The organism is Pseudomonas sp. SJZ079 (genome assembly GCF_007993865.1).
In the GTDB taxonomy this organism is placed as follows: Bacteria; Pseudomonadota; Gammaproteobacteria; order Pseudomonadales; family Pseudomonadaceae; genus Aquipseudomonas.
The window spans coordinates 36,118-58,090 of sequence record NZ_VIUH01000005.1; the positions used below are offsets into that span (position 1 = coordinate 36,118).

General features: G+C 62.1%; 23 protein-coding genes. 10 read left to right on the forward strand and 13 right to left on the reverse strand.

The features are described 5' to 3' along the window. The first annotated feature begins 32 nt into the window (after positions 1 to 32). On the forward strand, positions 33 to 1,034 hold the full coding sequence (locus tag FBY03_RS06880; RefSeq protein WP_147171457.1) for an AraC family transcriptional regulator: 1,002 nt from the start codon (positions 33 to 35) through the stop codon (positions 1,032 to 1,034). 22 nt (positions 1,035 to 1,056) lie between these two features. On the opposite strand, the gene FBY03_RS06885 is transcribed toward FBY03_RS06880, so the two are convergent. Both FBY03_RS06885 and FBY03_RS06890 read right to left on the reverse strand, forming a co-directional pair. Next, complete coding sequence (locus FBY03_RS06885) at positions 1,057 to 2,511, reverse strand: TrkH family potassium uptake protein (RefSeq protein WP_147171458.1); 1,455 nt, start codon at positions 2,509 to 2,511, stop codon at positions 1,057 to 1,059. 83 nt (positions 2,512 to 2,594) lie between these two features. After that, positions 2,595 to 4,049, reverse strand: coding sequence for a TrkH family potassium uptake protein (locus FBY03_RS06890; protein ID WP_147171459.1), 1,455 nt, complete (start codon positions 4,047 to 4,049; stop codon positions 2,595 to 2,597). Between the two features lie 156 nt (positions 4,050 to 4,205). Between FBY03_RS06890 and FBY03_RS06895 the strand changes: the two genes are divergently transcribed. Together FBY03_RS06895 and FBY03_RS06900 are read left to right on the forward strand one after the other, a co-directional pair. After that, entirely contained in the window at positions 4,206 to 4,577 is a 372-nt protein-coding gene (locus FBY03_RS06895) for a YkgJ family cysteine cluster protein (protein ID WP_147171460.1), read from the forward strand. Positions 4,578 to 4,688: 111 nt separating this feature from the next. Next, positions 4,689 to 5,249: a nitroreductase family protein gene (locus FBY03_RS06900; protein ID WP_147171461.1), complete on the forward strand. Its 561-nt coding sequence runs from the start codon at positions 4,689 to 4,691 to the stop codon at positions 5,247 to 5,249. Between the two features lie 60 nt (positions 5,250 to 5,309). Here FBY03_RS06900 and FBY03_RS06905 read toward each other — a convergent pair whose 3' ends face one another. The 5 genes from FBY03_RS06905 to FBY03_RS06925 all read right to left on the reverse strand — a co-directional run bounded on the left by FBY03_RS06905 (position 5,310) and on the right by FBY03_RS06925 (position 8,870). Beyond that, positions 5,310 to 6,644, reverse strand: a complete 1,335-nt coding sequence (locus tag FBY03_RS06905; RefSeq protein WP_147171462.1) for a HAMP domain-containing sensor histidine kinase — start codon at positions 6,642 to 6,644, stop codon at positions 5,310 to 5,312. A gap of 74 nt (positions 6,645 to 6,718) precedes the next feature. Beyond that, positions 6,719 to 7,141 (reverse strand): Spy/CpxP family protein refolding chaperone, encoded by a 423-nt coding sequence (locus tag FBY03_RS06910; RefSeq protein ID WP_147171463.1) that lies wholly within the window; start codon positions 7,139 to 7,141, stop codon positions 6,719 to 6,721. Between the two features lie 131 nt (positions 7,142 to 7,272). Beyond that, a complete protein-coding gene (locus FBY03_RS06915) occupies positions 7,273 to 7,950 on the reverse strand; it encodes a response regulator transcription factor (protein WP_147171464.1) in 678 nt (225 codons plus the stop codon). A 7-nt stretch (positions 7,951 to 7,957) separates the two neighbouring features. Further along, positions 7,958 to 8,362, reverse strand: coding sequence for a translation initiation factor 2 (locus tag FBY03_RS06920; protein WP_147171465.1), 405 nt, complete (start codon positions 8,360 to 8,362; stop codon positions 7,958 to 7,960). A 208-nt stretch (positions 8,363 to 8,570) separates the two neighbouring features. Beyond that, the gene (locus FBY03_RS06925) at positions 8,571 to 8,870 is read right to left on the reverse strand and encodes a YciI family protein (RefSeq protein WP_147171466.1); all 300 of its coding nucleotides are present in this window, start codon (positions 8,868 to 8,870) and stop codon (positions 8,571 to 8,573) included. A gap of 162 nt (positions 8,871 to 9,032) precedes the next feature. Here FBY03_RS06925 and FBY03_RS06930 point away from each other — a divergent pair, with 162 nt between their 5' ends. Together FBY03_RS06930 and FBY03_RS06935 are read left to right on the forward strand one after the other, a co-directional pair. After that, entirely contained in the window at positions 9,033 to 9,896 is an 864-nt protein-coding gene (locus FBY03_RS06930) for a PHP domain-containing protein (RefSeq protein ID WP_147171467.1), read from the forward strand. Between the two features lie 13 nt (positions 9,897 to 9,909). Further along, on the forward strand, positions 9,910 to 10,536 hold the full coding sequence (locus FBY03_RS06935) for an L-threonylcarbamoyladenylate synthase (RefSeq protein ID WP_147171468.1): 627 nt from the start codon (positions 9,910 to 9,912) through the stop codon (positions 10,534 to 10,536). A 22-nt stretch (positions 10,537 to 10,558) separates the two neighbouring features. Here FBY03_RS06935 and FBY03_RS06940 read toward each other — a convergent pair whose 3' ends face one another. Continuing rightward, positions 10,559 to 10,915: a PA2779 family protein gene (locus FBY03_RS06940; protein ID WP_147171469.1), complete on the reverse strand. Its 357-nt coding sequence runs from the start codon at positions 10,913 to 10,915 to the stop codon at positions 10,559 to 10,561. Positions 10,916 to 11,102: 187 nt separating this feature from the next. Here FBY03_RS06940 and FBY03_RS06945 point away from each other — a divergent pair, with 187 nt between their 5' ends. The 4 genes from FBY03_RS06945 (at position 11,103) to rluB (ending at position 15,394) form a co-directional block, all read left to right on the forward strand. Continuing rightward, positions 11,103 to 12,317 (forward strand): tryptophan--tRNA ligase, encoded by a 1,215-nt coding sequence (locus FBY03_RS06945; protein ID WP_147171470.1) that lies wholly within the window; start codon positions 11,103 to 11,105, stop codon positions 12,315 to 12,317. Positions 12,318 to 12,459: 142 nt separating this feature from the next. Then, positions 12,460 to 13,158, forward strand: a complete 699-nt coding sequence (locus FBY03_RS06950; RefSeq protein ID WP_178090587.1) for a ScpA family protein — start codon at positions 12,460 to 12,462, stop codon at positions 13,156 to 13,158. A 2-nt stretch (positions 13,159 to 13,160) separates the two neighbouring features. Next, positions 13,161 to 13,952, forward strand: a complete 792-nt coding sequence (gene scpB / locus FBY03_RS06955) for an SMC-Scp complex subunit ScpB (RefSeq protein WP_147171471.1) — start codon at positions 13,161 to 13,163, stop codon at positions 13,950 to 13,952. Positions 13,953 to 14,197: 245 nt separating this feature from the next. Further along, positions 14,198 to 15,394: a 23S rRNA pseudouridine(2605) synthase RluB gene (gene rluB, locus FBY03_RS06960; protein WP_147171472.1), complete on the forward strand. Its 1,197-nt coding sequence runs from the start codon at positions 14,198 to 14,200 to the stop codon at positions 15,392 to 15,394. 95 nt (positions 15,395 to 15,489) lie between these two features. Here the strand turns inward: rluB and FBY03_RS06965 are convergent, their stop codons facing one another. The 5 genes from FBY03_RS06965 to FBY03_RS06985 form a co-directional block, all read right to left on the reverse strand. Continuing rightward, positions 15,490 to 16,416, reverse strand: coding sequence for a GGDEF domain-containing protein (locus FBY03_RS06965; protein WP_147171473.1), 927 nt, complete (start codon positions 16,414 to 16,416; stop codon positions 15,490 to 15,492). Between the two features lie 243 nt (positions 16,417 to 16,659). Then, positions 16,660 to 17,400 carry a YciK family oxidoreductase gene (locus tag FBY03_RS06970; protein WP_147171474.1) on the reverse strand — a complete coding sequence of 247 codons (741 nt, stop codon included), beginning with the start codon at positions 17,398 to 17,400 and terminating at the stop codon, positions 16,660 to 16,662. Between the two features lie 128 nt (positions 17,401 to 17,528). Beyond that, positions 17,529 to 18,200 carry an N-acetylmuramic acid 6-phosphate phosphatase MupP gene (gene mupP / locus FBY03_RS06975; protein ID WP_147171475.1) on the reverse strand — a complete coding sequence of 224 codons (672 nt, stop codon included), beginning with the start codon at positions 18,198 to 18,200 and terminating at the stop codon, positions 17,529 to 17,531. Then, on the reverse strand, positions 18,200 to 18,898 hold the full coding sequence (gene ubiG, locus FBY03_RS06980; RefSeq protein WP_147171476.1) for a bifunctional 2-polyprenyl-6-hydroxyphenol methylase/3-demethylubiquinol 3-O-methyltransferase UbiG: 699 nt from the start codon (positions 18,896 to 18,898) through the stop codon (positions 18,200 to 18,202). The genes mupP and ubiG overlap by 1 nt, the downstream gene beginning before the upstream one ends. Positions 18,899 to 19,075: 177 nt before the next feature. Then, a complete protein-coding gene (locus FBY03_RS06985) occupies positions 19,076 to 20,398 on the reverse strand; it encodes a TRZ/ATZ family hydrolase (protein ID WP_147171477.1) in 1,323 nt (440 codons plus the stop codon). 264 nt (positions 20,399 to 20,662) lie between these two features. Here FBY03_RS06985 and mtnA point away from each other — a divergent pair, with 264 nt between their 5' ends. Continuing rightward, complete coding sequence (mtnA, locus tag FBY03_RS06990; RefSeq protein WP_147171478.1) at positions 20,663 to 21,739, forward strand: S-methyl-5-thioribose-1-phosphate isomerase; 1,077 nt, start codon at positions 20,663 to 20,665, stop codon at positions 21,737 to 21,739. Positions 21,740 to 21,973: the final 234 nt, after the last annotated feature.

Consider the following 21,973-nt stretch of genomic DNA (forward strand, 5'->3'; position numbering starts at 1 on the left):
CGGCCCTCCGCTGACTCGAATAAGAAAACGCCATGAGCGAACGAACCACCTCGTCGAATTGGGCTTTGGGGATTGTCCAGGCACTGGAAATGGGCGGCGTCGACTGCCGCATGATCTTCGCCGAGCTGGGCCTGGAATACGCCGCCTTGGAAGACCCGGATGCGCGCTTCCCACAGGATGGCATGACCCGGCTGTGGCAGCGCGCGGTGGCGCAGTCGGGCAATCCGGCGATTGGCTTGAACATGGCCAAAGTGGTGCGCCCGGCCTCCTTCCATGTGGTGGGTTATGCGCTGATGTCCAGCCGCACGCTGAAGGAAGGCCTGACTCGTCTGGTGCGTTATCAGCGGATCATCGCCGAGGGCGCCGACCTGAGTTTTCGCAGCACGCCACATGGCTACGAGCTGATTCTGGCGATCCATGGCGATCGTCTACCGCCCGCGCGGCAGAGCGCCGAGGCATCGCTGGCTTATGCCCTGGCATTCTGCCGATGGATGACCGGAAAACCGCTGCGCCCGCAACAGATTCTCCTGCAAGGCGAACCACCGGCCGATCTGCAACCCTTTCAACAGGTGTTCCAGGCGCCGCTGAAGTTCAATGCCGCGCACTACGCGCTGCTATTCGATCGGGCCGATATGGAAATGCCGCTGCCGACGGCTAACGAGGCGCTGGCGCAGTTGCATGATCGCTTCGCCGGCGAATACCTCGCGCGATTCTCGGAAAGCCGCGTGACTCACCTGGCCCGGCAGGTGCTGTGCCGGTTGCTGCCGCAGGGTGAGCCCAAGCGCGAGACGGTGGCGCAGGCTCTGCACCTGTCGCAGCGCACCCTGCAGCGGCGCTTGCAGGAAGAGGGCACTAGCTTCCAGCAACTGCTTGATGACACCCGGCGAGAGCTGGCCGAGCAGTACCTGGCTCAGCCCAACCTGGCCCTGCTGGAAGTCGCTTATTTATTGGGCTTCGCCGATCCGAGCAATTTCTTCCGCGCGTTCCGCCGTTGGTTCGGCATCACCCCAGGCGAGTACCGCGCGCGGTTATAGACGGCAGGCCGGGGCGATAGCGTCAATGCCGCCAGAAGGCCGGCATCAGCAGCACCAGTACGGTCAGAATCTCCAGGCGCCCGAGCAGCATGCCCAGGGTCAGTAGCCACTTGGCGACGTCCGGCAGGCTGGCGAAGTTGCCGGCCGGACCGATGATCGGCCCCATCCCCGGGCCTACGCCGGACACCGTGCTGGCGGCTCCGCTCAGCGCGGTGATCCAGTCCAGGCCGCAGAGGGTCAGGGCCAGTGCGAGGAAGGCGATGGTGATGGTGAAGAAGAACGAAAAGGTCAGGATCGAGCGGACGATATCTTCGTCCAGGCGGTGGCGGTTGTACTGTTGCTTGATCACCGCGCGCGGATGGACCAGTTGCTGCAGGTTGGCCTTGAGCAGGATGTAGGCCACCTGGAAGCGGAAAATCTTCAAGCCGCCGGCGGTCGAGCCGGAGCAGCCGCCGATGAAACCCAGGTAGAAGAACAGCATTCCGGAGAAGCCGCCCCAGAGGGTGTAGTCGCCCAGCGCGAAACCGGTGGTGGTCATGATCGAGGTGGTGTTCACCGCCACGTGGCGCACGGCTTCCAGCCAGTGCAGTTCGGTGGTCAGGTTGTACCAGGTGCCGAGCGCCAGCCAGGTGCCCAGCAAGATGATGAGAAAGCCGTGCACCTGCTGGTCACGAAACAGCGCCAGGTAGTTGCCACGCATCATCGATACATAGAGCACGAACGGCAGGCTGCCGAGAATCATCAGCAGCACCGCCACCCAATGCACCGCTGGTTGAGGCCAGTTGCCGATGGAGCGGTCCGAGGTGGAAAACCCGCCGGTAGCGATGGCCGACATGGTGTGGTTGATCGAGTCGAAGAGGCCCATGCCCGCCGCCCAGAATGCCAGGACGCCGAGCAGGCTGAGCCCGACATACGCCGCCACCATGTACTTGGCGACCATGTGCGAGCGTGGCATGACCTTCTCCGAGCGATCCGAGGATTCGGTTTGGAACAGGCGCATACCACCGATACGCAGCATCGGCAGAATCGCCACGGCCATGGCGATAAAGCCGATGCCGCCGAGCCAGTGCAGCAGCGAGCGCCAGATCAGAATGCCCGGCGACATGCTGTCCAGCCCGCTGAGCACGGTGGCGCCGGTGGCGGTAATGCCGGACATGCTCTCGAAAATCGCGTCGGCAATGCTCATGTGCTGAAACAGCATGAAGGGCAGGGCGGCGAACAGGCAGACCAGCAGCCAGCTCGAGACCGTCAGCATGTACATGTCACGTGGGCGTAGCTGGGTGTTCGCCGGTCGTCCCTGGAGGACCATGGCGAGGCCCGCGATGAAGGTGAACAGGCTCGACCAGAGAAAACCGTTCAGCTCTTGGGCGCGTTCGAACAGCACCAGGGTGAGCATCGGCACGACCATGCTGATGGCCAGGGTAATCAGAAAGATGCCGTTGATGAACGCAATGATTCGTAGGGTCGGCATGGCCATCTAGTCGGCTTCCATAAATTAGTGGCGTGATTCTAAGAGGAACTGCCCGCTAACCACAGGGTAGAAGGCCGATTTACGCTGTTTCAGTGCCGCCAAAAGGCCCGAGTGGTCAGCACCAGCACGGTGAGGATCTCCAGGCGGCCGAGCAGCATGCCAATGGTCAGCAGCCATTTGGCGGGGTCGGCCAGGCTGGCGAAGTTCCCGGCCGGACCGATAACCGGCCCCAGGCCTGGGCCAACGTTGCACACGGCGGTCGCGGCCGCGGTCAGGGCGGTGACCCAGTCCAGACCAATCAGTGCCAAGCCGAGGGCGATCATGCCGATGGTGATGGTGAAAAAGAACGAGAAGGTGGTCAGCGAACGGACAATTTCTTCGTCGAGGTTGTGGTTGTTGTACTGCTGCTTGATCACCGCGCGCGGGTGCATCAGTTGCTGCAGGCTGGCTTTGAGCAGCACATAGGCGACCTGAAAGCGGAAGATTTTCAGGCCGCCGGCCGTTGAGCCGGAGCAGCCACCGATAAAGGTCAGGTAGAAAAACAGCAGCACCGCGAAGCTGCCCCACTGGCTGTAGTCGCCCAGGGCAAAGCCGGTGGTGGTCACCACCGAGGTGACGTTGACCGCGACTATGCGCAAGGCATCCAGCCAGCGGTAATCGGAGTTGAGCCACAGCCAGGTGGCGAAGACCAGCCAGGTCAGCAGCAGAAAGCCGATGAAACCGCGTACTTGATGGTCCTTGAGCAGCGCCTGGCGATGGCCGCGCAAACTTGCCACATACAGGGTAAATGGCAGGCTGCCGAGGATCATCATGACTACTGCGACCCAGTGCACGGCGGGTTGTGTCCAGTGGGCCAGGGAGGAATCCGAGGTGGAGAAGCCGCCGGTGGAGATTGACACCATGGCATGGTTGATGGCATCGAACGGGCTCATCCCGGCCAGCCAGAAGCCCAGGCTGCCGAGCAGGGTAAGACCCAGATAGATGAAGAGGATGTATTTGGCGACCATATGCGACCGCGGCATGACCTTCTCGCCCCAGTCGGAGGATTCGGTCTGGAACAGGCGCATGCCGCCGACGCGCAGCAGCGGCAGAATCGCCACCGCCATGCCGATAAAACCGATGCCGCCGAGCCACTGCAGCATCGAGCGCCAGATCAGCAGCCCCGGGGTGACGTCGTCCAGCCCGGTCAGTACCGTGGAGCCGGTGGTGGTGATGCCGGACATGGTCTCGAAGAAGGCGTCGGTGTAGCTGATGTGCTGGATCAACAGCATCGGTAGGGCGGCGAAGATACAGACCACCAGCCAACTGGCAGTGGTCAACAGGTACATGTCGCGCGGACGCAGCTGGGCATTGGTCGGGCGGCCAGGAAGGATCAGGGCGAAGCCGGCGGCGGCGCTGGCCAGGCATGACCAGAGAAAGGCGTCGAGGTCTTCGTGGTGATCGAAGATCAGCAAGGTCAGCATGGGTAGCGTCATGCTGACGGCCAGAGTGATCAGGAAAATGCCGAGAATGAAACCGATGATCCGCAGCGTCGGCAGGGCCATGAAAGGAGGGCTCGGGTTGATGGCAGCAAAGGGGGGCATTCTACTCGCGGCGCCCGGCGCTTAACCAGCCATCAATCAACCCTTTACAAGCGCTTGGCGCTGCATAGAATACCCCGCCAGGTGCCGGCCCTTGCCGGTTTCTGAGTCCTCTAAATCATGTCGAATGCTAATCCTTGCCTTACGTGCGGCGCCTGCTGCGCGCATTTTCGTGTGTCTTTCTACTGGGGGGAGTGCCAGTCGCTCGGCGGGTTGGTACCGGACGATCAGGTGGTGCTGATTACCCCGCATCGGGTCGCCATGCGCGGCACCGAGGCAAAACCGGCGCGCTGCGTCGCCTTGCTCGGTGACGTGGGGCAGGGTACACGCTGCACCATGTATGAGCAGCGCCCCAGTCCCTGCCGCGACTTCGAGGCGTCCTGGGTCAATGGCGAACACAACCCACGTTGTGATGACGCGCGTCGCGCCCACGGCCTACCGCCCCTGACGCCGCCGGTGCAACCGAGCATCTCTCCCGAGCGGGTGGCATAACGCTGCTCAGGCCGTCTTGGCCGATGGGCAGGAGCAGGCTGCGGCAAGTTTTCCCCAAACTCGGGGCGCCACGCCCTAGAATTCCCGCTTGTTTTCTTCAGGAGGTGGCCAATGGACGCTCTCGATGCCTTGCTCAACCGTGTTTCCGCGCCGCGTTTGCGTGAACCCGCGCCGGATGCCGCACAGCGGGAACTGTTGTTCCGCGCGGCGTTTCGCGCGCCGGATCATGCCCAGCTAAGACCTTGGCGTTTTCTCACCATCGAGGGGGCGGCGCGTGAACAGTTGGGCGAGCTGTTGGCCGCAGCGTTGGCGGCAGGCTCTGCCGAGGTGACTGAAGAGGCTCTGGCCAAGGCGCGGGCCATGCCGTTGCGTGCGCCGCTGCTGGTGATAGTGATAGCGCGGGTACAGGCGCATCCGAAAGTCCCGCCCCAGGAACAGGTGATTGCCGCGGGCTGCGCCGCCCATGCCATTCTGCTTGCCGCCCACGCCCAAGGCATCGGCGCGGTTTGGCGCACTGGTGATCTGGCCTATAACCGTCAGGTGGCAGCCGGCCTCGGCTTGGCCAGCGATGAGCAGGTCGTCGCCATGCTCTACCTGGGAACGCCCGAGCGCGAATTGCGTACACCGCAGCAGTTGGCGGTGACCGACTTTGTCAGCGCCTGGCCTAGCTGATAGACCGTAGTAAACCTGAGCTACGTGGCTGGCGCTGTCGCGGCGTCTGTTGAGAGCGGCCTAGGTCGTCGTGCTCTGAGTCTTCAGCGGCAGTACCAGGCTGGCGCTAAAGCCGCCATCGGGATGGTTGCTTAACGCGAGATGCCCGCCATGGCGTTCGGCGGCGCGTCGAGCGATGGCCAGGCCCAGCCCGTGCCCGGCGGTGCTTTGTCCCGGAGCACGAAAAAATGGCTCGCCCAGTCGCGTCAGGTGTTCGCTGGCAACTCCCGGACCGTGATCGCGTACGCTCAAGTGCAACTCGTGCGCTTGACGACCTGCGCTGAGTTCGATCGGTTGGCCCGCCGGATTGAAGCGCAAGGCATTGCGCAGCAGGTTTTCCAGGGCGCGTTCGAGCATGTCTGGCCAGCCGTAAAGGCTTGCGCCGGGCTCAACCCTGATGGTGATCTTTTGCTCTGGCGCGTCGAGCTGCGCGTCTTCTTGCAACTTGTGCATGAGGCCTGCGAGGTTAATTGGCTGCGCCGCGCCGGGGTCGGCATCGAGACGTGCGAGGGCGAGAATCTCGCTGATCAAGGCTTCCAGACGATCACATTCCTGGGTCAGGCGCGGCCAGAACTTTTCCCGCTCGCCAGACCCGGCGCGTTCGGCCAGTGCCAGGGCAACACGCAGCCGCGCCAGTGGCGAACGCAGTTCGTGGGAGACATCGCGCAGCAGTTGGCGCTGGCTGCCGATCAGCCCTTGCAGGCGCGACCCCATGCGGTTGAAGTCGCTGGCCAGCACGCCAAATTCATCGCGACGACTGGCCAGGCGCGCCAGGCTGCTTTGCTGGTAGGCGGTTTGACCGAGGTCGTGGACGGCGCCGCGTAGACGGCTCAGTGGACGGGTGATGGACAGGGTCAGCAGCAGGCTGAGCAGGGTCAATACCACCAGGGCGATACCCAGTGCGCTGAGTGGCCAGAGCAGGCTGCCGCGCTGCCAGGCCATCAGCTCCTGATGCGGAATGCGGTAGATGAACAGGTAGGTTTCGCCGCTGTGTGGGCTGCTGTACTCCTCGGTCAGGCGCCGCCAGGGAAGCCGCCTATCATTTTCCTGGCGCGCCTCGAAGGCCGCGGCGCGCCGTGGAAAGGTGCCTTTGACCAGGGGCTGGCTGTTGTCGCCGAGTACCTGTACGTGGATGCGAAAGTCTTTTCTGCGTTGTTCGAGGAAGGCCTGGGCAGCGCTTGCCCCCTGGGTTTCGTAGCGCTGCGTCCAGGCGTCGGCCAAGCCCATTACGGCGGGATGTCGGCTGAGAATCCAGGCGTCTTGATTCAGCGCGCGCCCCAGCAACATGGACAGCCCGGCAACCAGGGCGATGGCCAGCCAGAAACTGGCGAAGACGCGCCAGAACAGTGAACGCACGGTGACTCCTCTCAGCGGCAATACCCATCAGGCTCAAGGGCCTGATGGGGCGGGTAATGGCAGCTTGCTGCGTTTTATTCGGCTTTGCTCGCCTGTTCGGCCTGCCAGGCCTTGAACGCTTTACGCTCGGCGTGACGCTCTTGCATCTTCTTCAGCTGCTCGTCGAAGGCCTTTTGCTGTTCGGGTTTGAGCAGAGCGCGCATGGCGCTGTGTTGCTTGTCTCTGGCGGCTTTCAGCTCGCCCTGCATGGCCGTGCGATCGGCGGCCGGCAGTTTTTCCAAGTAGCGCTGAGTAATTTCATGGCGGCTTTTCAGCTGCTCGCCCATCAGTTTACGGATTTCGCGGTGCTGCTCTTTGCTCAGGTCGAGTTGTTCGAACATCCGCCAGTGGTGGCCGCCTGCGTGTTCGCCGCCGTGGCGTGGGCCGTCTTCGGGCATGGCCATGGCCAGGGTCGGCAGGGTCAATGTCAGCAGCGCTGCGGTGAGAATCTTACGCATGGGGTGTCTCCTTGTCTCGAGGCCGGCCAGTTGCCGGATGTGCCCAGTCTAGGGCGGTCAAGGTCAGGGGCCGTCAGGTAAGGGTAAAGCTTGAGTAAAGCCTGTGCGAGACAGGCTGTAACCGTTAGCAGTTAGGCGCTGTAGTAGTAACCGCGGCTACGCAGGGCAAGGATGCGCGGCCGTCCGTCCGGGTGTGGGCCGAGCTTCTTGCGCAGGTTACTGACATGCATGTCCAGGCTGCGATCATAGAGGGTCAATTTACGGCCCAGTGCCAGTTGCGCCAGTTCCTGTTTATCCACCGGCTCACCAGGCTGGCGTAGCAGTGCTTCGAGCAGGCGACTTTCGGAAAGGGTGAGGAGGACCTCATGATCTCCAAAAGTGACTACACCGCGGGCCTGGCTGAAGCAAAGATCGCCGAGTTGCAGCTGGCTGACGCTTGCTGGCGCCCCGCTACGACGTAGCACGGCGCGCAGTCGAGCGGTCAGCTCACGGGGGTCGCAGGGTTTGGCCAGGTAGTCGTCGGCGCCGAGTTCCAGGCCCAGGATTCGATCGAGCGGCTCACCGCGGGCGGACAGCATCAACACCGGCAGCTCTGGATGATCGCTGCGCAGCCGTTTGAGCAGCTCGAGGCCACTGCCGTCGGGCAGCATCACGTCGAGCACCACTGCATCGGGTGTTTGTTGGGCGAGGGCGCGGTGGGCACTCTCGCCATCATGGCAGGCGCTGACCTGAAAGCCTTCCTGGGTCAGCCAGTTGACCAGCAGTTCGCACAGCTCGACGTCGTCGTCGATTATTAATAGGGAGCTCATGCGGGTTTCAGTTGATCCACTCTCGCCGTGAACGGCGACGTCCTCGCAGCATGGCGCCGATACACACGCCCAGCAACCCGGCCCCTGCGCCGACGGCGAACCAGGTCTGCTGGTCATTGAGCAGGCGGGCAGGCGCTGTGGCCTGGTTTTTTTTCAGTTGCAGTTTGAGACGCTGGTTTTCCTGACGAAGACGCTGCAACTGGGCGTTCTCGCGCTCGCCATTGTTGTTTTGCAGTTCAGCGTCCAGAACTTGGCGCTGCTGCTCGCTGGCCGCCAGACGTCGTTGCAGGGCATCGATTTGTGCCTGCGCCTCGGTGCTTGCGGCTAAGGGTTGCAGCGAGCTTTCTTCCGCTTGCAGGTAAAGGGGAAGCAGCAACAGGGTAAACACCCATGACAGCGGACCTGAGCGCATCGGAACTCCTATTTCCTACCGGATGTTGTTATTGGGGCAATGTGTAGCTTGCATGGGCCGCAGTTAACAGGCTGTTGAAAAACTACTGCGCTCGGCTATGCGGCGTTGAAATCAGCCTAAAAATGCTCATGTCCAGCTCGTACACTGCACTTTTTTCGGCGGATTTCGCCTTGCCTAGCCTTCGCTCGCTACATTTTTCAACGGCCTGTTAAGGCAGCACCAGCTTGAACGGTTTGACCTGAACCGAAGCGTAGACCCCGGCGGCACGGTACGGGTCGGCATCGGCCCAGCGTTGGGCGGCGTTGAGCGATTCGAACTCGGCGACGATCAGGCTGCCGGAGAAGCCCGCTGGGCCTGGGTCGCTACTGTCCACAGCAGGGTGTGGGCCGGCGAGCACCAGGCGCCCCTCTGTCTTCAGTTGTTCCAGTCGGGCGAGGTGGGCAGGGCGAGCAGCCAAGCGGTTTTCCAGGGAGTTTTCGACATCGGTGGCAATAATGGCGTAGAGCATCTCAGTCCTTATATAGGCGTCGGGTCGACGCCTAGAGCCAGTGAAGTTGCTGTGCAGAAAAGCAGCAAAGTCGCGCCAGGTCGAGGAATTGTCTCGTAACGGCAGCGAGAAACTGCATGTGGCGGCATAATAACAAACATAAATGACCGAGAACGCGTCCCTATGACTGTTGATCTGCACTGCCACAGCACCGCTTCAGACGGTGCCCTCGCTCCCGCCGTGGTGGTTGCGCGAGCGTATGAGCGAGGCGTGCGGTTACTGGCGCTGACCGACCACGACACCCTGGAAGGCCTCGATGAGGCTCAGGCTGCGGCCAGTGCGCTGGATATGCAGCTGGTCAGTGGCATCGAACTGTCCTGTACCTGGGGCGGGGCGACCATCCATGTACTCGGCTACGCCTTCGCGCCTGAAGCACCGGCTTTGTGCCAGGCGATTGCCGAACTGCATGAAGGACGCTGGTTGCGCGCTGCAGAAATCGGCAAGCGTCTGGAAGCCAAAGGCATGCCGGGTGCTTTGGATGGCGCCCGGGCGATCCAGCAGGAGCTGGGGGATAGTGGCAACGCCCCGGCCCGCCCGCATTTCGCCGAGTTTCTGGTGCGTGCAGGCCACGTCAAGGATCGTGCCGAGGCGTTTCGCAAGTGGCTCGGCTCGGGCAAGCTGGGCGATGTCAAACAGCATTGGCCGACGCTGGAAAGCGCCGTCGAGACCTTGCGGCAAGCCGGTGCCTGGATCAGTCTGGCGCACCCGTGGCAGTACGACTTTACTCGTAGTAAGCGGCGCAAATTGATCGCTGGGTTTGCCCAGGCAGGCGGCCATGCGTTGGAAGTCGTCAACGGCATGCAGCCGGCTGAGCAGGTTGGCGGGTTAGCGATTCTGGCGCGCGAATTTGGTCTGCTGGCGAGTGTCGGCAGTGACTTTCATGCACCGGGTGACTGGTCTGAGCTGGGCATGTACCGCCCGTTGCCGGACGACCTGTCGCCCCTTTGGGCGCGCTTTCAACATGTCCACCAGTCTACAGCTATCTGAACAGGGAGTTAGCGTGAGTCAATTTTTCCAGGTTCACCCGGAAAACCCGCAGCTGCGCCTGATCAAGCAGGCGGTGGAAATCATCAGGGCCGGTGGCGTGGTGATTTACCCGACTGATTCGTCCTATGCGCTGGGTTGCCAGATAGGCAACAAGACTGCACTGGAACGCATCCGCCGGTTACGTCAGTTGGAGGATAAACACAACTTCACCCTGGTCTGCCGCGACCTGTCGCAGCTGAGTCTGTTTGCCAAGGTCGATACCGGCGCCTTCCGCTTGTTGAAGACTCATACGCCTGGGCCTTACACCTTCATCCTCAACGCCACCCGCGAAGTGCCGCGCATGTTGTTGCACCCCAAGCGCCGCACCATTGGTTTGCGCGTTCCCAGTCATCCTATTGCCCTGGCGTTGCTGGAGGAATTGGGCGAGCCGCTGATGAGCGTCACCCTGATCCTGCCGGGCGAAACGCTGCCGATGAGCGAGCCCTACGAGATGCGGCAAATACTCGAACACCAGGTCGAGCTGATCATCGATGGTGGCTTCGGCGGCCTGGAGGCCTCCACCGTGGTCGACCTGACCGCGGATGAGCCGCAGGTGATTCGCGTCGGCTGTGGCGATCCGGAGCCCTTCGGCGAAGGCTGAGACCGCGGCACACCGAGGGGCGCTAGAGGATCAGCGCCACCAGAATGGCAACCAGCAGGATGATGACGAAATCGGTGCCACTGAGCGCACCGCCGGCCGGTAGCGAGTCGATTCGCTGGGCGAGGGTGGCGGCTTCCGCGGGTGTCATGGCGTCGACCCGGATGCGCGCCTCGTCCGCAGGAACATCCATTTTCTGCAGTTTTTCCTGTACGTCGGTGCGATTGAGAAAATCGCGGACCTTGTCGCGGTTGGCCTGGGAGCTCTGTTCGGCAAGTGTTTCCTGCGTGCCGATGATGCCTGCATAGGTTGGCGCGCTCAGGGTGCTGGTCAGACAAACTGCCATCAGGGCGGCAGCGAAGTTTCTGCTAGGAAATTTCATTAGGATGCTCCCAAGGGGTTGTCGGATCGGCCGCGACACAGCTCGCAGTGCCAGATGTATAGGCCATGCCTGGCCGCATCGATACTTTGACTGATAAGTTGCGCGTGCGGTTCCGTCGTGGTTTTTCCCCTGCGGCTTCGTGCGTCGCTATACTTGGCGGCCTGTTGCTTCGTTTAGGAAACCCAGTTTGAGTCTTGCAGATTCTGAGCGCCGCGTGCTTTCCGGCATGCGCCCCAGTGGCCCTCTCCACTTGGGTCACTACCATGGCGTGCTAAAGGATTGGGTCAAGTTGCAGCACAGCTACGAATGCTTTTTCTGCATCGTCGACTGGCATGCACTGGCCACCGAGTACGATGAAATCGGGCAGATTTCCCAGCATGTCATGGACATGGCCGTGGATTGGCTGGCCGCAGGGGTCAGCCCGAGTTCGGCAACCTTGTTCATCCAGTCGCAAGTGCCGGAACATGCCGAGCTGCATGTGCTGCTGTCGATGATTTGCCCGCTCAGTTGGTTGGAGCGGCTGCCGTCTTATAAAGAGCAGCAAAGTCAGTCGCACGGCAAAGACCTCTCGACCTATGGCTTGCTCGGTTATCCCCTGTTGCAGGCGGCGGATATCCTGTTGTATCGCGCTGGGGTGGTGCCGGTGGGGGCGGATCAGTTGCCGCATATCGAGTTTGCGCGCGAAGTGGCGCGGCGTTTTAACCACCTCTACGGCCGCGAGCCGGATTTCGAGGCTAAGGCCGAGGCGGCGATCCTCAAGCTGGGCAAGAAAACCGCCACGCTCTACAACAGCTTGCGCAAGGCATTTCAGCAGCAGGGCGACGTCGAGGCCCTGGAAACCGCTCGCGCCTTGCTCAAGGATCGGCAAAACATCACCTTGGGCGATAAGGAACGCTTGTTCGGCTATCTGGACGGTGTCGGCAAAGTGCTGCTGGCCGAACCGCAAGCGCTGCTCTGCGAGTCGCCCAAGCTATTTGCGCAGGATGGCGGCAAACTGTCCAAGCCCAGCCACGCGACGATTTTTTTGCGCGACAGTGCCGATGAAGTCGAAGAAAAGATCAAGCGTATGCCGACCGACCCGACTCGGGTTCATCGCAGCGATCCCGGCGATCCGTTGCAATGCCCGGTGTGGCGCATGCACCAGTTGTACTCCAGTGCCGAGACCTGCGACTGGGTGCTGCAGGGCTGTAAAAGCGCTGGTATCGGTTGTCTGGAGTGTAAGGGACCCTTGATCGCGGCTGTGCAGGCGGAGCTGAAACCCTTGCAGGCGCGTGCCGCCGATTACCAGGACAACCCGGACCTGGTGCGTCGCATCTTTGCCGAGGGCGCCGAGCGCGCGCGGACCGAAGCGCGAGAAACCCTGACCGAGGTGCGTCTGGCCTTGGGTTTGAATTACCGCTGACGAGAGGCTTAGCATGCACGATTTGCCGCCCAGCGAGGCCGTTGACAATCAGGCCGGTGCTCAGCAAGAGCTGCCGTTTGCCTTGGTCTATGGCCAGGCGGTTACCGAGATGCCGCTCGATTTGTATATCCCGCCGGATGCGCTGGAGGTGTTTCTCGAAGCCTTCGAAGGGCCGCTGGATCTGCTGCTCTATTTGATCCGTAAGCAGAATATCGACGTGCTGGACATCCCGGTGGCGGAGATTACCCGGCAGTACATGGGCTATGTCGAATTGATGCAGTCCGTGCGTCTGGAGCTGGCCGCAGAGTACCTGGTGATGGCGGCCATGCTGGCCGAGATCAAGTCGCGCATGCTGCTGCCGCGTTCCAGTGAGATTATTGAGGACGAGGAAGACCCGCGTGCCGAGCTGATCCGCCGCTTGCAGGAATACGAGCGCTACAAGGCGGCCGCCGAAGGGATCGACCAGTTGCCCCGGGTCGGTCGCGAGCACGTCGTGCCGCGCCTGGACGCACCGGAAGCACGGGCGCGCAAGCTGTTGCCCGCGGTCAGCCTGGAAGAGTTGCTGGTATCGATGGCGGAAGTACTGCGCCGCGCCGACATGTTCGAAAGCCATCAGATAACTCGCGAGACGCTGTCCACCCGCGAGCGTATGAGCGAGGTGCTGGAACGTCTGAAGGGCGGTGCCTTTGTGCCCTTCGCCGAGTTGTTTACTGTCGCTGAGGGTCGCTTGGGGGTGGTGGTGACCTTTATGGCGGTGCTCGAGTTGATCAAGGAATCCCTGGTCGAGCTGGTGCAGAATGAGGCCTTTGCGCCTATCCACGTACGTGCGCGAGTCGAGTGAGCATGAACCTGACTGATCCCCGTGAACTGGCGACTCTGCTTGAGGCATTCTTGCTGGCTTCCGGCAAGCCGCAATCGCTGGAGCGTTTGTTCGAGTTGTTCGAAGAGGCGGAGCGCCCCGAATCTGCGGTCTTCAAAAAAGCCTTGGAGTTGCTGCGCAAGTCCTGTGACGGGCGGGCCTTCGAGCTGAAAGAGGTGGCCTCCGGTTATCGCCTGCAGGTGCGCGAGCGTTTTTCGCCTTGGGTCGGGCGGTTGTGGGAGGAGCGTCCGCAGCGCTATTCGCGGGCGATGCTGGAGACCCTGGCGCTGATTGCCTATCGTCAGCCAATTACCCGCGGCGAGATCGAGGATATTCGCGGTGTGGCGGTCAACAGCCCTATCGTCAAAACCATGCTGGAGCGTGAGTGGATTCGCGTGGTCGGTTACCGCGACGTGCCGGGCAAGCCGGCGATGTTCGCCACCACCAAGGCATTCCTCGACCATTTCAACCTGAAGAGCCTCGATGAACTGCCGCCCTTGGCGGCGTTACGAGAGCTGGAGCCCGAGCCCGTGCTGGCCTTCGATGAGGATGCGCAAGTGCCTGCCAGCCTGCAGGCGCGCGCCGATCTGGCGGTTGCGGATGAACCTGCCACTGACGGGCTCGAGGAAACCAGCTTCAGCAGCTTGTTGGCCGAGCTCGACTCGATGGAGCAGGGCTTGAAGACCGATTTCGATGATTTGGCCGAATTGGACTCTGCAAATGAGTCTATTGATCAGACTGTGGCGGAAGTGGACGAGGAACTGACCCGGGATTGATGAAGGTCACTATTTATGGGTATGTGGGTTCCCGTATAGCCTGCATCCCTCTGCTTGAAGTCAGCCCGTCAAGCGCAACTCGGCAGCGGCCTGGATCGCTCGTCACCGTTCGGCGTAAAAGCTGACGAGTGGCTGCCCGGCCGCTAATCTCAAACCGTGCAGGGGATCGGCGATCCGCGTATCATGCGCGCCCCTTCGACGCTCCGTCGTCGTCCATCACTAGAGCAACACCGGGAGGTGCCCAGATGAGTGAATCCGAAGAATACAGTCCAGCCGGCGAAAAATTGCAGAAGGTCCTGGCCCGCATGGGCTTGGCATCGCGCCGTGAAGTCGAAGCCTGGATCGGCTCAGGTCGGGTCAAGGTCAACGGCGTGGTCGCCACCCTTGGCGTGCGCGTGGATCTGCATGATGCCATCGCCATCGATGGTCGCCTGCTCAAGCGCGAAGAGGCCGCGGAGAACGTGCGCCGCGTGCTGATCTACAACAAGCCGGACGGTGAGATCTGCACCCGCGATGACCCTGAAGGTCGTCCAACCGTGTTCGACCGCTTGCCACGGCCGAAAGAAGGGCGCTGGATCAATATCGGTCGCCTCGACATCAACACCACCGGTCTGCTGATGTTCACCACCGACGGTGAGCTGGCCAACCGTTTGATGCACCCGTCTTACCAGATGGACCGTGAGTACGCGGTGCGCGTGCGCGGTGAAGTCGACGAAGAGATGATCGAGCGCCTGAAAGCCGGCGTCATGCTCGAAGACGGCCCGGCCAAGTTTACCGATATCAAGGAAGCGCCCGGCGGCGAAGGCTTCAACCATTGGTACCACTGCGTGGTGATGGAAGGCCGTAACCGTGAAGTGCGCCGCTTGTGGGAATCCCAGGGCTTGGTCGTTAGCCGCCTGAAGCGCGTGCGTTTCGGCCCGGTGTTCATCACCTCGGACCTGACCATGGGCCGCTGGCGTGAAATGAGCCAGCGTGAGGTGGATATCCTCAGTGAGGAAGTCGGCCTCAAGCCGGTTGCCTTGCCGGATATGAAGGAAAAGACCCGCGACAAACTCGACCGACTGCAGCGTAAGTCGGCCAAGCCGGTTGGTCGTGGCGAGCGTCCGCAGCGGACCTTGCGTCCGGCGCATGGCGGGCCGAAGGACGGCGAACAGGCGCGTTCGGGACGTGCCAGTCGTGATGAAAACGCTGAGCGCCCAGTGCGCACGCCGCGTCCGTCACGAGCAGGTCAAGGCCGTGACGGTGAAGGAAAGGGCACGGCAGTTGCCGAGCGACCGCAGGATATGAATAAGAAGCGTCCGGCCAAGCCGAAGCAGCAGCGCCCGGGTGTCGAGCTATCTGAGCGCCCTGCGCGCAAACCCGCTTCGACACCGGTCAAGCGTCGCAGCTCTGCGGAAGGCCAGCGCCCGGGCTCTGGTCGCGGTGAGCGTAAGCCGCAGTAGGCGCAGGAAGACAGGCGTTTGCTGGCTAGTAGGCCGCCGAGACGCATAAAGAAAGGGGGGCTCAGTTGAGCCCCCCTTTTTGTTATCCAACTGTTTTAACTGGCCACGCTCAGGCGGTTGCGCCCGTCACGCTTGGCGGCATAAAGGGCCGCGTCGGCACGCTGCAGTAGGCTTTCTGGCGACTCGCCAGGTAGTAAGGGGGCGCAGCCAAGGCTGATTGACAGTTTTATTGGCTGACCTTGGGCCACGCACTGCAGCTCCATTACCGCCTGGCGCAGGCGCTCGCCGACCATGCTCGCCGCTTCGCGGCAGGTGCCCGAGAGGAGTACGAGAAACTCTTCCCCGCCATAGCGGAAGACCATGTCGACATTACGCAGCTGGCTCTTCAGGGTGGTGGCGACGGCTTTTAGCACCTCGTCGCCAACGCTGTGGCCGTGGTTGTCGTTGACCTGCTTGAAGTGGTCGAGATCGAGCATCAGCAAGGACAGTGGCATGAGGTTGCGTCGAGCCAGTTCGACTTCGCGCTCAAGGGCTTGATCCATGGCGATGCGGTTGCCGGTGTTGGTCAGTGGGTCGCGCAGGGCGCTTTGCACCGCGTTGCGATAGAGCAGCGCGTTACGCAGTGGGAACAGCAGGCTGGCGAGCAGGGATTCCAGTTGAGCAAGTTCTGCGTCGGTAAAGCGTCGTTTACGGCGGAAAATCAGCTCGCCGAGGTATTCGCCCTCGTGGCTGAGGCGATAGGTGGCCGAGTGACTGGCGCGCTCGCCCAGCTCCAGGCGCAGGTCGCTGGTCTGGTGCTGGTAGGCCAGAGCATCCAGTGGCACCAGGCGCTGCACTGCGCTGAAGAACAGGCTGAGGATGCGTTCGACATCCAGGCTGGTCTGCAATTGCATGCTGAGCTGTTGGCGCAACTGGGCCAGGCTGACCGGACGCAGCGATTGCGTGCGGTTGCCGGGGAAGCCCAGGCGCTGCAGTTTGGCTGCATCGAAATCGATGGTGTTGTTCTGGCTAGGGGGGACCATAAACGCTGAACCTCTGGCGCGTTAGCACGACTACTGCGGGGTTAGAGCGAGTTTCGTGCCAAAGGGTTCAGCTTTCTGAAAATTTATGTGAAGTCAGTCACTTACGAGGGTTGTGTGGCGGCAAGTGGCCAGTATTTGCCACTTGCTAGCCGTTTGCTTGGCGCGCAGGCCGGCAATCTGTTGCCGGCCCGAGGCACGGGGCGTCAATTTTTTGATAGGGGGTTGCTGCGCGGGTCGCTGTGCTTATTGGGCGTCAAACGCTTGGCCGTTGACGCCGTTACTGTCGGGTCCCATCAGGTACAGGTAAACCGGCATGATCACCTCGGGGGACGGGTTGCTCGCCGGGTTTTCCCCTGGATAAGCCTGGGCGCGCATGTCGGTTCGGGTCGCGCCTGGATTGACGCTGTTGGCACGAACCGTGGTGATGCCGTCGACTTCATCGGCCAGCACCTGCATCAGGCCCTCGGTGGCGAACTTGGAGACCGCATAGGCGCCCCAATAAGCGCGGCCCTTGCGACCCACGCTGCTGGAGGTGAATACCACCGAGGCGTCTGTCGAGAGTTTCAGCAGCGGCAGCAGGGTGCTGGTGAGCATGAACATGGCGTTGACGTTGACCTGCATCACGCGCATGAAGTTATCGCCGGAGAGCTGCTCCAGTGGCGTACGCGGGCCGATGATCGAGGCGTTGTGCAGCAAGCCGTCCAGCTTGCCGAATTCGCTCTCGATCATGGCGGCGAGTTCGTCGTACTGGTGCGGCAGCGCGGTTTCCAGATTGAAGGGAATTACCGCGGGTTGAGGGTGGCCGGCGGCCTCGATGGCGTCGTAGACCTTGCTCAGACTTTCCTCGGTCTTGCCCAGCAGGAGTACGGTCGCGCCATGGGCGGCAAAGGCTTGCGCGGCGGCGGCGCCAATTCCACGGCCGGCGCCGGTGATCAGAATCACCCGATCCTTGAGCAGGTCGGGGCGGGCGGAGTATTCAAACATGGCACGGTCTCTCTGGTGGGTAGGGCGGCCTCGCCGCGAAACGGCGTAACTCGCTATCGGGCGCGACGGCAGCCGCTGGTGATGCAATGGCTGGCTCAGCCATCCTGGGCGCTACGAATAGCCGTAGCTCAGCAACTGCACAGCGCTTGGTCGAGTATCGCGCGCAGTTCCAGTGGATGGTCGACCACCACGTCGGCGCCCCAGTTTCTCGGGTTGTCGTTTGGGTGAATGTAGCCGTAGGTGACTGCGGCAGTTCGGGTGCCGGCAGCGCGACCGGATTCGATGTCGCGCAGGTCGTCGCCCACGAACAGTACGCTGGCCGGATCGACGCCCAGTTGTGCGCAGGCCAGGATCATCGGTTCTGGGTCGGGTTTGCTGTTGGTCACATGATCCGGGCAGATCAGTATGGCTGAGCGTTCCGCCAGACCCAGTTGTTGCATGATCGGCTCGGCATAGCGCAGCGGCTTGTTGGTGACTACGCCCCAGATCAGTTTGGCCTGTTCGATATCGGCGAGCAGCTGCTCGATACCGTCGAACGGACGCGTCAGCACGGCGCAGTGAGACTGGTAACGCTCCAGGAACTCCAGGCGTAACGCCTCGAACTGCTCGGCTTGCGGGTCCATGGCAAAGGTGCAGGCGACCATGGCTCGAGCGCCGCCGGAGACCTGATCGCGGATCAGGTGGTCAGCGATCGATGGCAGGCCGCGCTCGGCGCGCATGGCCTGACAGATGGCGATAAAGTCCGGCGCACTGTCGAGCAGGGTGCCGTCCATATCGAAAAGAACCGCGCGTAAGCGCATTAGGCCTCCTTGAGCGTTTGGATCATGTAGTTGACGTCGACATCTGCTTCCAGCTTGTAGTGCTTGGTCAGCGGGTTGTAGGTCAGGCCGATGATGTCTTTGACGTGCAGGCCCGCGGCGCGACTCCAGGCGCCCAGTTCGGAGGGGCGAATGAATTTCTTGAAGTCATGGGTGCCGCGTGGCAATAGATTCAGCAGGTATTCCGCGCCGATTACGGCAAACAGATAGGCCTTGGGATTGCGGTTGATGGTGGAAAAGAACACCTGGCCGCCAGGCTTGACCATGGCGTGACAGGCGCGGATCACCGAGGCGGGGTCCGGCACGTGCTCGAGCATTTCCAGGCAGGTGACCACATCAAACTGCTCCGGCATTTCCGCTGCCAGGGCTTCGGCCGTGATCTTCCGGTACTCGACCGTGACGCCGGATTCCAGCTGGTGCAGTTGGGCCACGGCCAGCGGTGCTTCGCCCATGTCGATGCCGGTGACCGTGGCGCCTCGTTGCGCCATGGCTTCGCTGAGGATGCCGCCGCCACAGCCGACGTCGAGCACTTTTTTACCGGCCAGGCTGACGCGTTGGTCAATCCAGTTGACTCGTAGCGGGTTGATGTCGTGCAGGGGTTTGAATTCGCTTTCGCGATCCCACCAGCGGTGGGCGAGGGCTTCGAATTTGGCGATTTCGGCGTGATCGACGTTGCTCATATTTTTCCCTGGATAAAACTGTAAGCGGGAAGCCTGAGGCTTGAAGCGCTCATGTTGCCAGTTTCACAGTGTGGAGTGGGCGCCAGTGGGCGAGCCAATGTATGTCAGTTTGTCGCAGTTGGGGCATGCTGCCGGCGCGTCCGTGGTGCGGGGCGCGTCAGTCCGACTCCCGGCCTGTTAGCCTTTGCCGGTGATCTTTGCTCCCCAGGCGCGAGCGTTGGCGATGATCCGTTGCTCGTCCAAGCGAGTCAGTTTACCGGCTTCGAGCAACAGTTTGCCGCCCACCCAGGCATGCGTCACGCAGGCCCGGCTATTGGTATAGATCAGCTGCGAGACGGGGTCGTAGACCGGTTGTTGCGCCAGACCGGAGAGGTCGAAGGCCGCCAGGTCGGCGGCCTTGCCCAGTTCCAGTGAGCCGATCTGCTCGTCCAGGCCCAGGGCGCGTGCGCCATTCAAGGTGGCCATGCGCAATGCGCGGTGGGCATCCAGGGCGGTGGCCGAACCGGCGACGGCCTTGGCCAGAAGGGCCGCGGTGCGGATCTCGCCGAGCAAATCCAGATCGTTGTTGCTGGCTGCGCCGTCGGTGCCGATGGCGACGTTGACACCTGCCTGCCAGAGTTTTTCCACCGGACAGAAGCCGCTGGCCAGCTTGAGGTTGGATTCCGGGCAGTGAATGACGCTGGTATTGCTGGCGACCAGCAGGGCTAGGTCGTCTTCGTCGACCTGGGTCATGTGTACGGCCTGGAAGCGCGGGCCGAGCAGGCCGAGGCGGGCAAGCCGCGCCAGTGGCCGTTCGCCGCGATGTTCCAGGCTCTGCTGAACTTCGAAAGCCGTTTCCTGTACGTGCATATGAATGCCGGCATCCAGCTCTTCGGCGAGCATGCGGATGTTTTCCAGCTTGTCGTCGCTCACGGTATAGGGGGCGTGGGGGCCGAAGGCAATCTTCAGGCGGGGGTGGTGCTTGAGGTCATCGAACAGTGCCAGGCCTTTGCGCAGCGCCTCGTCGGCGTCGCGGGCGCCGGGGATGGGGAAGTCCAGTACCGGAATGGTGATTTGCGCGCGGATACCGCTCTTGTGCACCTGCTCACTGGCCAGCTCCGGAAAGAAGTACATGTCCGAGAAGCAGGTGATGCCCCCCTTCAGTTGCTCGGCGATGGCCAGCTCGGTGCCGTCCTGAACAAAGGTCTCATCCACCCACTTGGCCTCGGCCGGCCAGATATGTTGTTGCAGCCAGGTCATCAGTGGCAGGTCGTCGGCCAGGCCACGAAAGAGTGTCATTGCGGCATGGCCGTGGGCATTGACCAGTCCTGGGGTCAGCACGTGACCCGGCAGTTCGCGTACGTCCAGGGCCTGGTGTTTAAGCGCCTCGGCGCGCGGTGCGATCAGCACTATGCGTCCATCGCGAATACCCAGACCGTGCTCAAGCAGCACCACTCCGGCGGGCTCGACTGGCACCAGCCAGGTGGGGAGCAGGAGAAGGTCGAGTGGGGCTTCGGGCATGGTGGGGCATCCGGCTGTCTGAAAGGGGCGAGTTTATAGGGGAACGCTATGCGCTTGAAGCCGAAAACGCTGTTTGGCGCTACGCGGCTGGCGCTCGATCCTGGGCGTGCGGGGTCTACTGGTTGCTAGGAGGGTGTTGTGCGAGGTGCATCCAGTGCTGCGAGTGGGTAGCGCTGCGCACAAGCCCTCGGGCAGCGGTTCAGCCTGTTTGTTGTGCTTGTGCGTATAATTGCCGGCTGTTTGTTTGGGACTGTGAGGTAGGTCATGCGCGAGCGATTGCTGGCGGCGGAGAAGGTTCAGGCCATCGAATGGCGTGAGGGCGTTTTGCATCTGTTGGATCAACGCCTGCTGCCTCTGCAGGAAATCTGGCAGAGCTACGACAGTGCCGCCGCCGTGGCCGAGGCCATTCGTAGCATGGTGGTGCGCGGGGCGCCGGCCATCGGCATTAGCGCCGCCTATGGGTTGTTGCTCGGTGCGCAGGCGCGAGTGGCCGCAGGCGGCGATTGGCGGGCGGCGTTGGAGGCGGATTTTCAGGTGCTGGCAGAGTCTCGTCCGACCGCGGTCAATCTATTCTGGGCGCTTAATCGCATGCGCGAGCGTCTGGATCGCCTAAGAGAGGGTGAATGTCCGCTGCCGGTGCTGGAGGCCGAGGCGCTGGGCATCCACCAGAGCGATCGTGAAGCCAACCTGACCATGGCTCAGCTCGGTGTCGAGCTGATTCGCAAGCATCAAGGCAATCCGCAAAACCTGCTGACCCACTGCAATACCGGGGCGCTGGCCACTGGCGGTTTTGGCACGGCGCTGGGGGTGATCCGCGCTGCTTATCTGGAAGGCCTGGTAGAGCGTGTCTACGCCGACGAAACCCGTCCCTGGCTGCAGGGTTCGCGTCTGACTGCCTGGGAGCTGGCCAACGAAGGCATTCCGGTGAGCCTGAATGTCGACTCGGCCGCTGCGCACCTGATGAAAACCAAGGGTATTACTTGGGTCATTGTCGGTGCCGACCGCATCGCCGCGAATGGCGATGTGGCGAACAAGATCGGCACTTACCAGCTGGCCGTCAGCGCCATGCACCACGGGGTGCGTTTTATGGTGGTGGCGCCGAGTTCGACCATCGACATGGCGCTGGAGAGTGGCGATGACATCCCCATTGAAGAGCGTGACGGTCGCGAGCTGCTGGAGGTCAATGGTCAGCGGGTGGCGGCGGGGGTGGAGGCGGTTAATCCAGTGTTCGATGTGACGCCGGCCGATCTGATCGACTTCATCGTGACCGAGAAAGGCGTGGTTGAACGTCCCGATGCGGCGAAAATGGCTCGGTTGATGTGCCGCAAGCGCTTGCATTGATGGCCGTGCGTGGCGGCTTGCTGACGGTCGGTGGGTCTGCGCTCGGGGATAGGTGTAGGGCGTCGATTGTGGTAAGCTCCGGCGGTTTTCAAGGGTGCCAAATGCGGTCGCCTTATCTGCGCGGATACATGGCATAACTCATTGATTTGTCGTGCGTCGTTGCCGGCCTTGAGCCGCAGCGGCGAGCTTCGCCTCGTTCAGGATGGATGGTGCGGAGCTTCACTAGAAAAAAGG

Excerpts from the sequence above, each read along its gene's own strand:
- FBY03_RS06880 (WP_147171457.1), top strand. The coding sequence starts at position 33 with ATGAGCGAACGAACCACCTCGTCGAATTGGGCTTTGGGGATTGTCCAG.
- FBY03_RS06885 (WP_147171458.1), bottom strand. The coding sequence starts at position 2,511 with ATGGCCATGCCGACCCTACGAATCATTGCGTTCATCAACGGCATCTTT.
- FBY03_RS06890 (WP_147171459.1), bottom strand. The coding sequence starts at position 4,049 with ATGGCCCTGCCGACGCTGCGGATCATCGGTTTCATTCTCGGCATTTTC.
- FBY03_RS06895 (WP_147171460.1), top strand. The coding sequence starts at position 4,206 with ATGTCGAATGCTAATCCTTGCCTTACGTGCGGCGCCTGCTGCGCGCAT.
- FBY03_RS06900 (WP_147171461.1), top strand. The coding sequence starts at position 4,689 with ATGGACGCTCTCGATGCCTTGCTCAACCGTGTTTCCGCGCCGCGTTTG.
- FBY03_RS06910 (WP_147171463.1), bottom strand. The coding sequence starts at position 7,141 with ATGCGTAAGATTCTCACCGCAGCGCTGCTGACATTGACCCTGCCGACC.
- FBY03_RS06915 (WP_147171464.1), bottom strand. The coding sequence starts at position 7,950 with ATGAGCTCCCTATTAATAATCGACGACGACGTCGAGCTGTGCGAACTG.
- FBY03_RS06920 (WP_147171465.1), bottom strand. The coding sequence starts at position 8,362 with ATGCGCTCAGGTCCGCTGTCATGGGTGTTTACCCTGTTGCTGCTTCCC.
- FBY03_RS06925 (WP_147171466.1), bottom strand. The coding sequence starts at position 8,870 with ATGCTCTACGCCATTATTGCCACCGATGTCGAAAACTCCCTGGAAAAC.
- FBY03_RS06930 (WP_147171467.1), top strand. The coding sequence starts at position 9,033 with ATGACTGTTGATCTGCACTGCCACAGCACCGCTTCAGACGGTGCCCTC.
- FBY03_RS06940 (WP_147171469.1), bottom strand. The coding sequence starts at position 10,915 with ATGAAATTTCCTAGCAGAAACTTCGCTGCCGCCCTGATGGCAGTTTGT.
- scpB (WP_147171471.1), top strand. The coding sequence starts at position 13,161 with ATGAACCTGACTGATCCCCGTGAACTGGCGACTCTGCTTGAGGCATTC.
- rluB (WP_147171472.1), top strand. The coding sequence starts at position 14,198 with ATGAGTGAATCCGAAGAATACAGTCCAGCCGGCGAAAAATTGCAGAAG.
- FBY03_RS06965 (WP_147171473.1), bottom strand. The coding sequence starts at position 16,416 with ATGGTCCCCCCTAGCCAGAACAACACCATCGATTTCGATGCAGCCAAA.
- FBY03_RS06970 (WP_147171474.1), bottom strand. The coding sequence starts at position 17,400 with ATGTTTGAATACTCCGCCCGCCCCGACCTGCTCAAGGATCGGGTGATT.
- mupP (WP_147171475.1), bottom strand. The coding sequence starts at position 18,200 with ATGCGCTTACGCGCGGTTCTTTTCGATATGGACGGCACCCTGCTCGAC.
- ubiG (WP_147171476.1), bottom strand. The coding sequence starts at position 18,898 with ATGAGCAACGTCGATCACGCCGAAATCGCCAAATTCGAAGCCCTCGCC.
- FBY03_RS06985 (WP_147171477.1), bottom strand. The coding sequence starts at position 20,398 with ATGCCCGAAGCCCCACTCGACCTTCTCCTGCTCCCCACCTGGCTGGTG.
- mtnA (WP_147171478.1), top strand. The coding sequence starts at position 20,663 with ATGCGCGAGCGATTGCTGGCGGCGGAGAAGGTTCAGGCCATCGAATGG.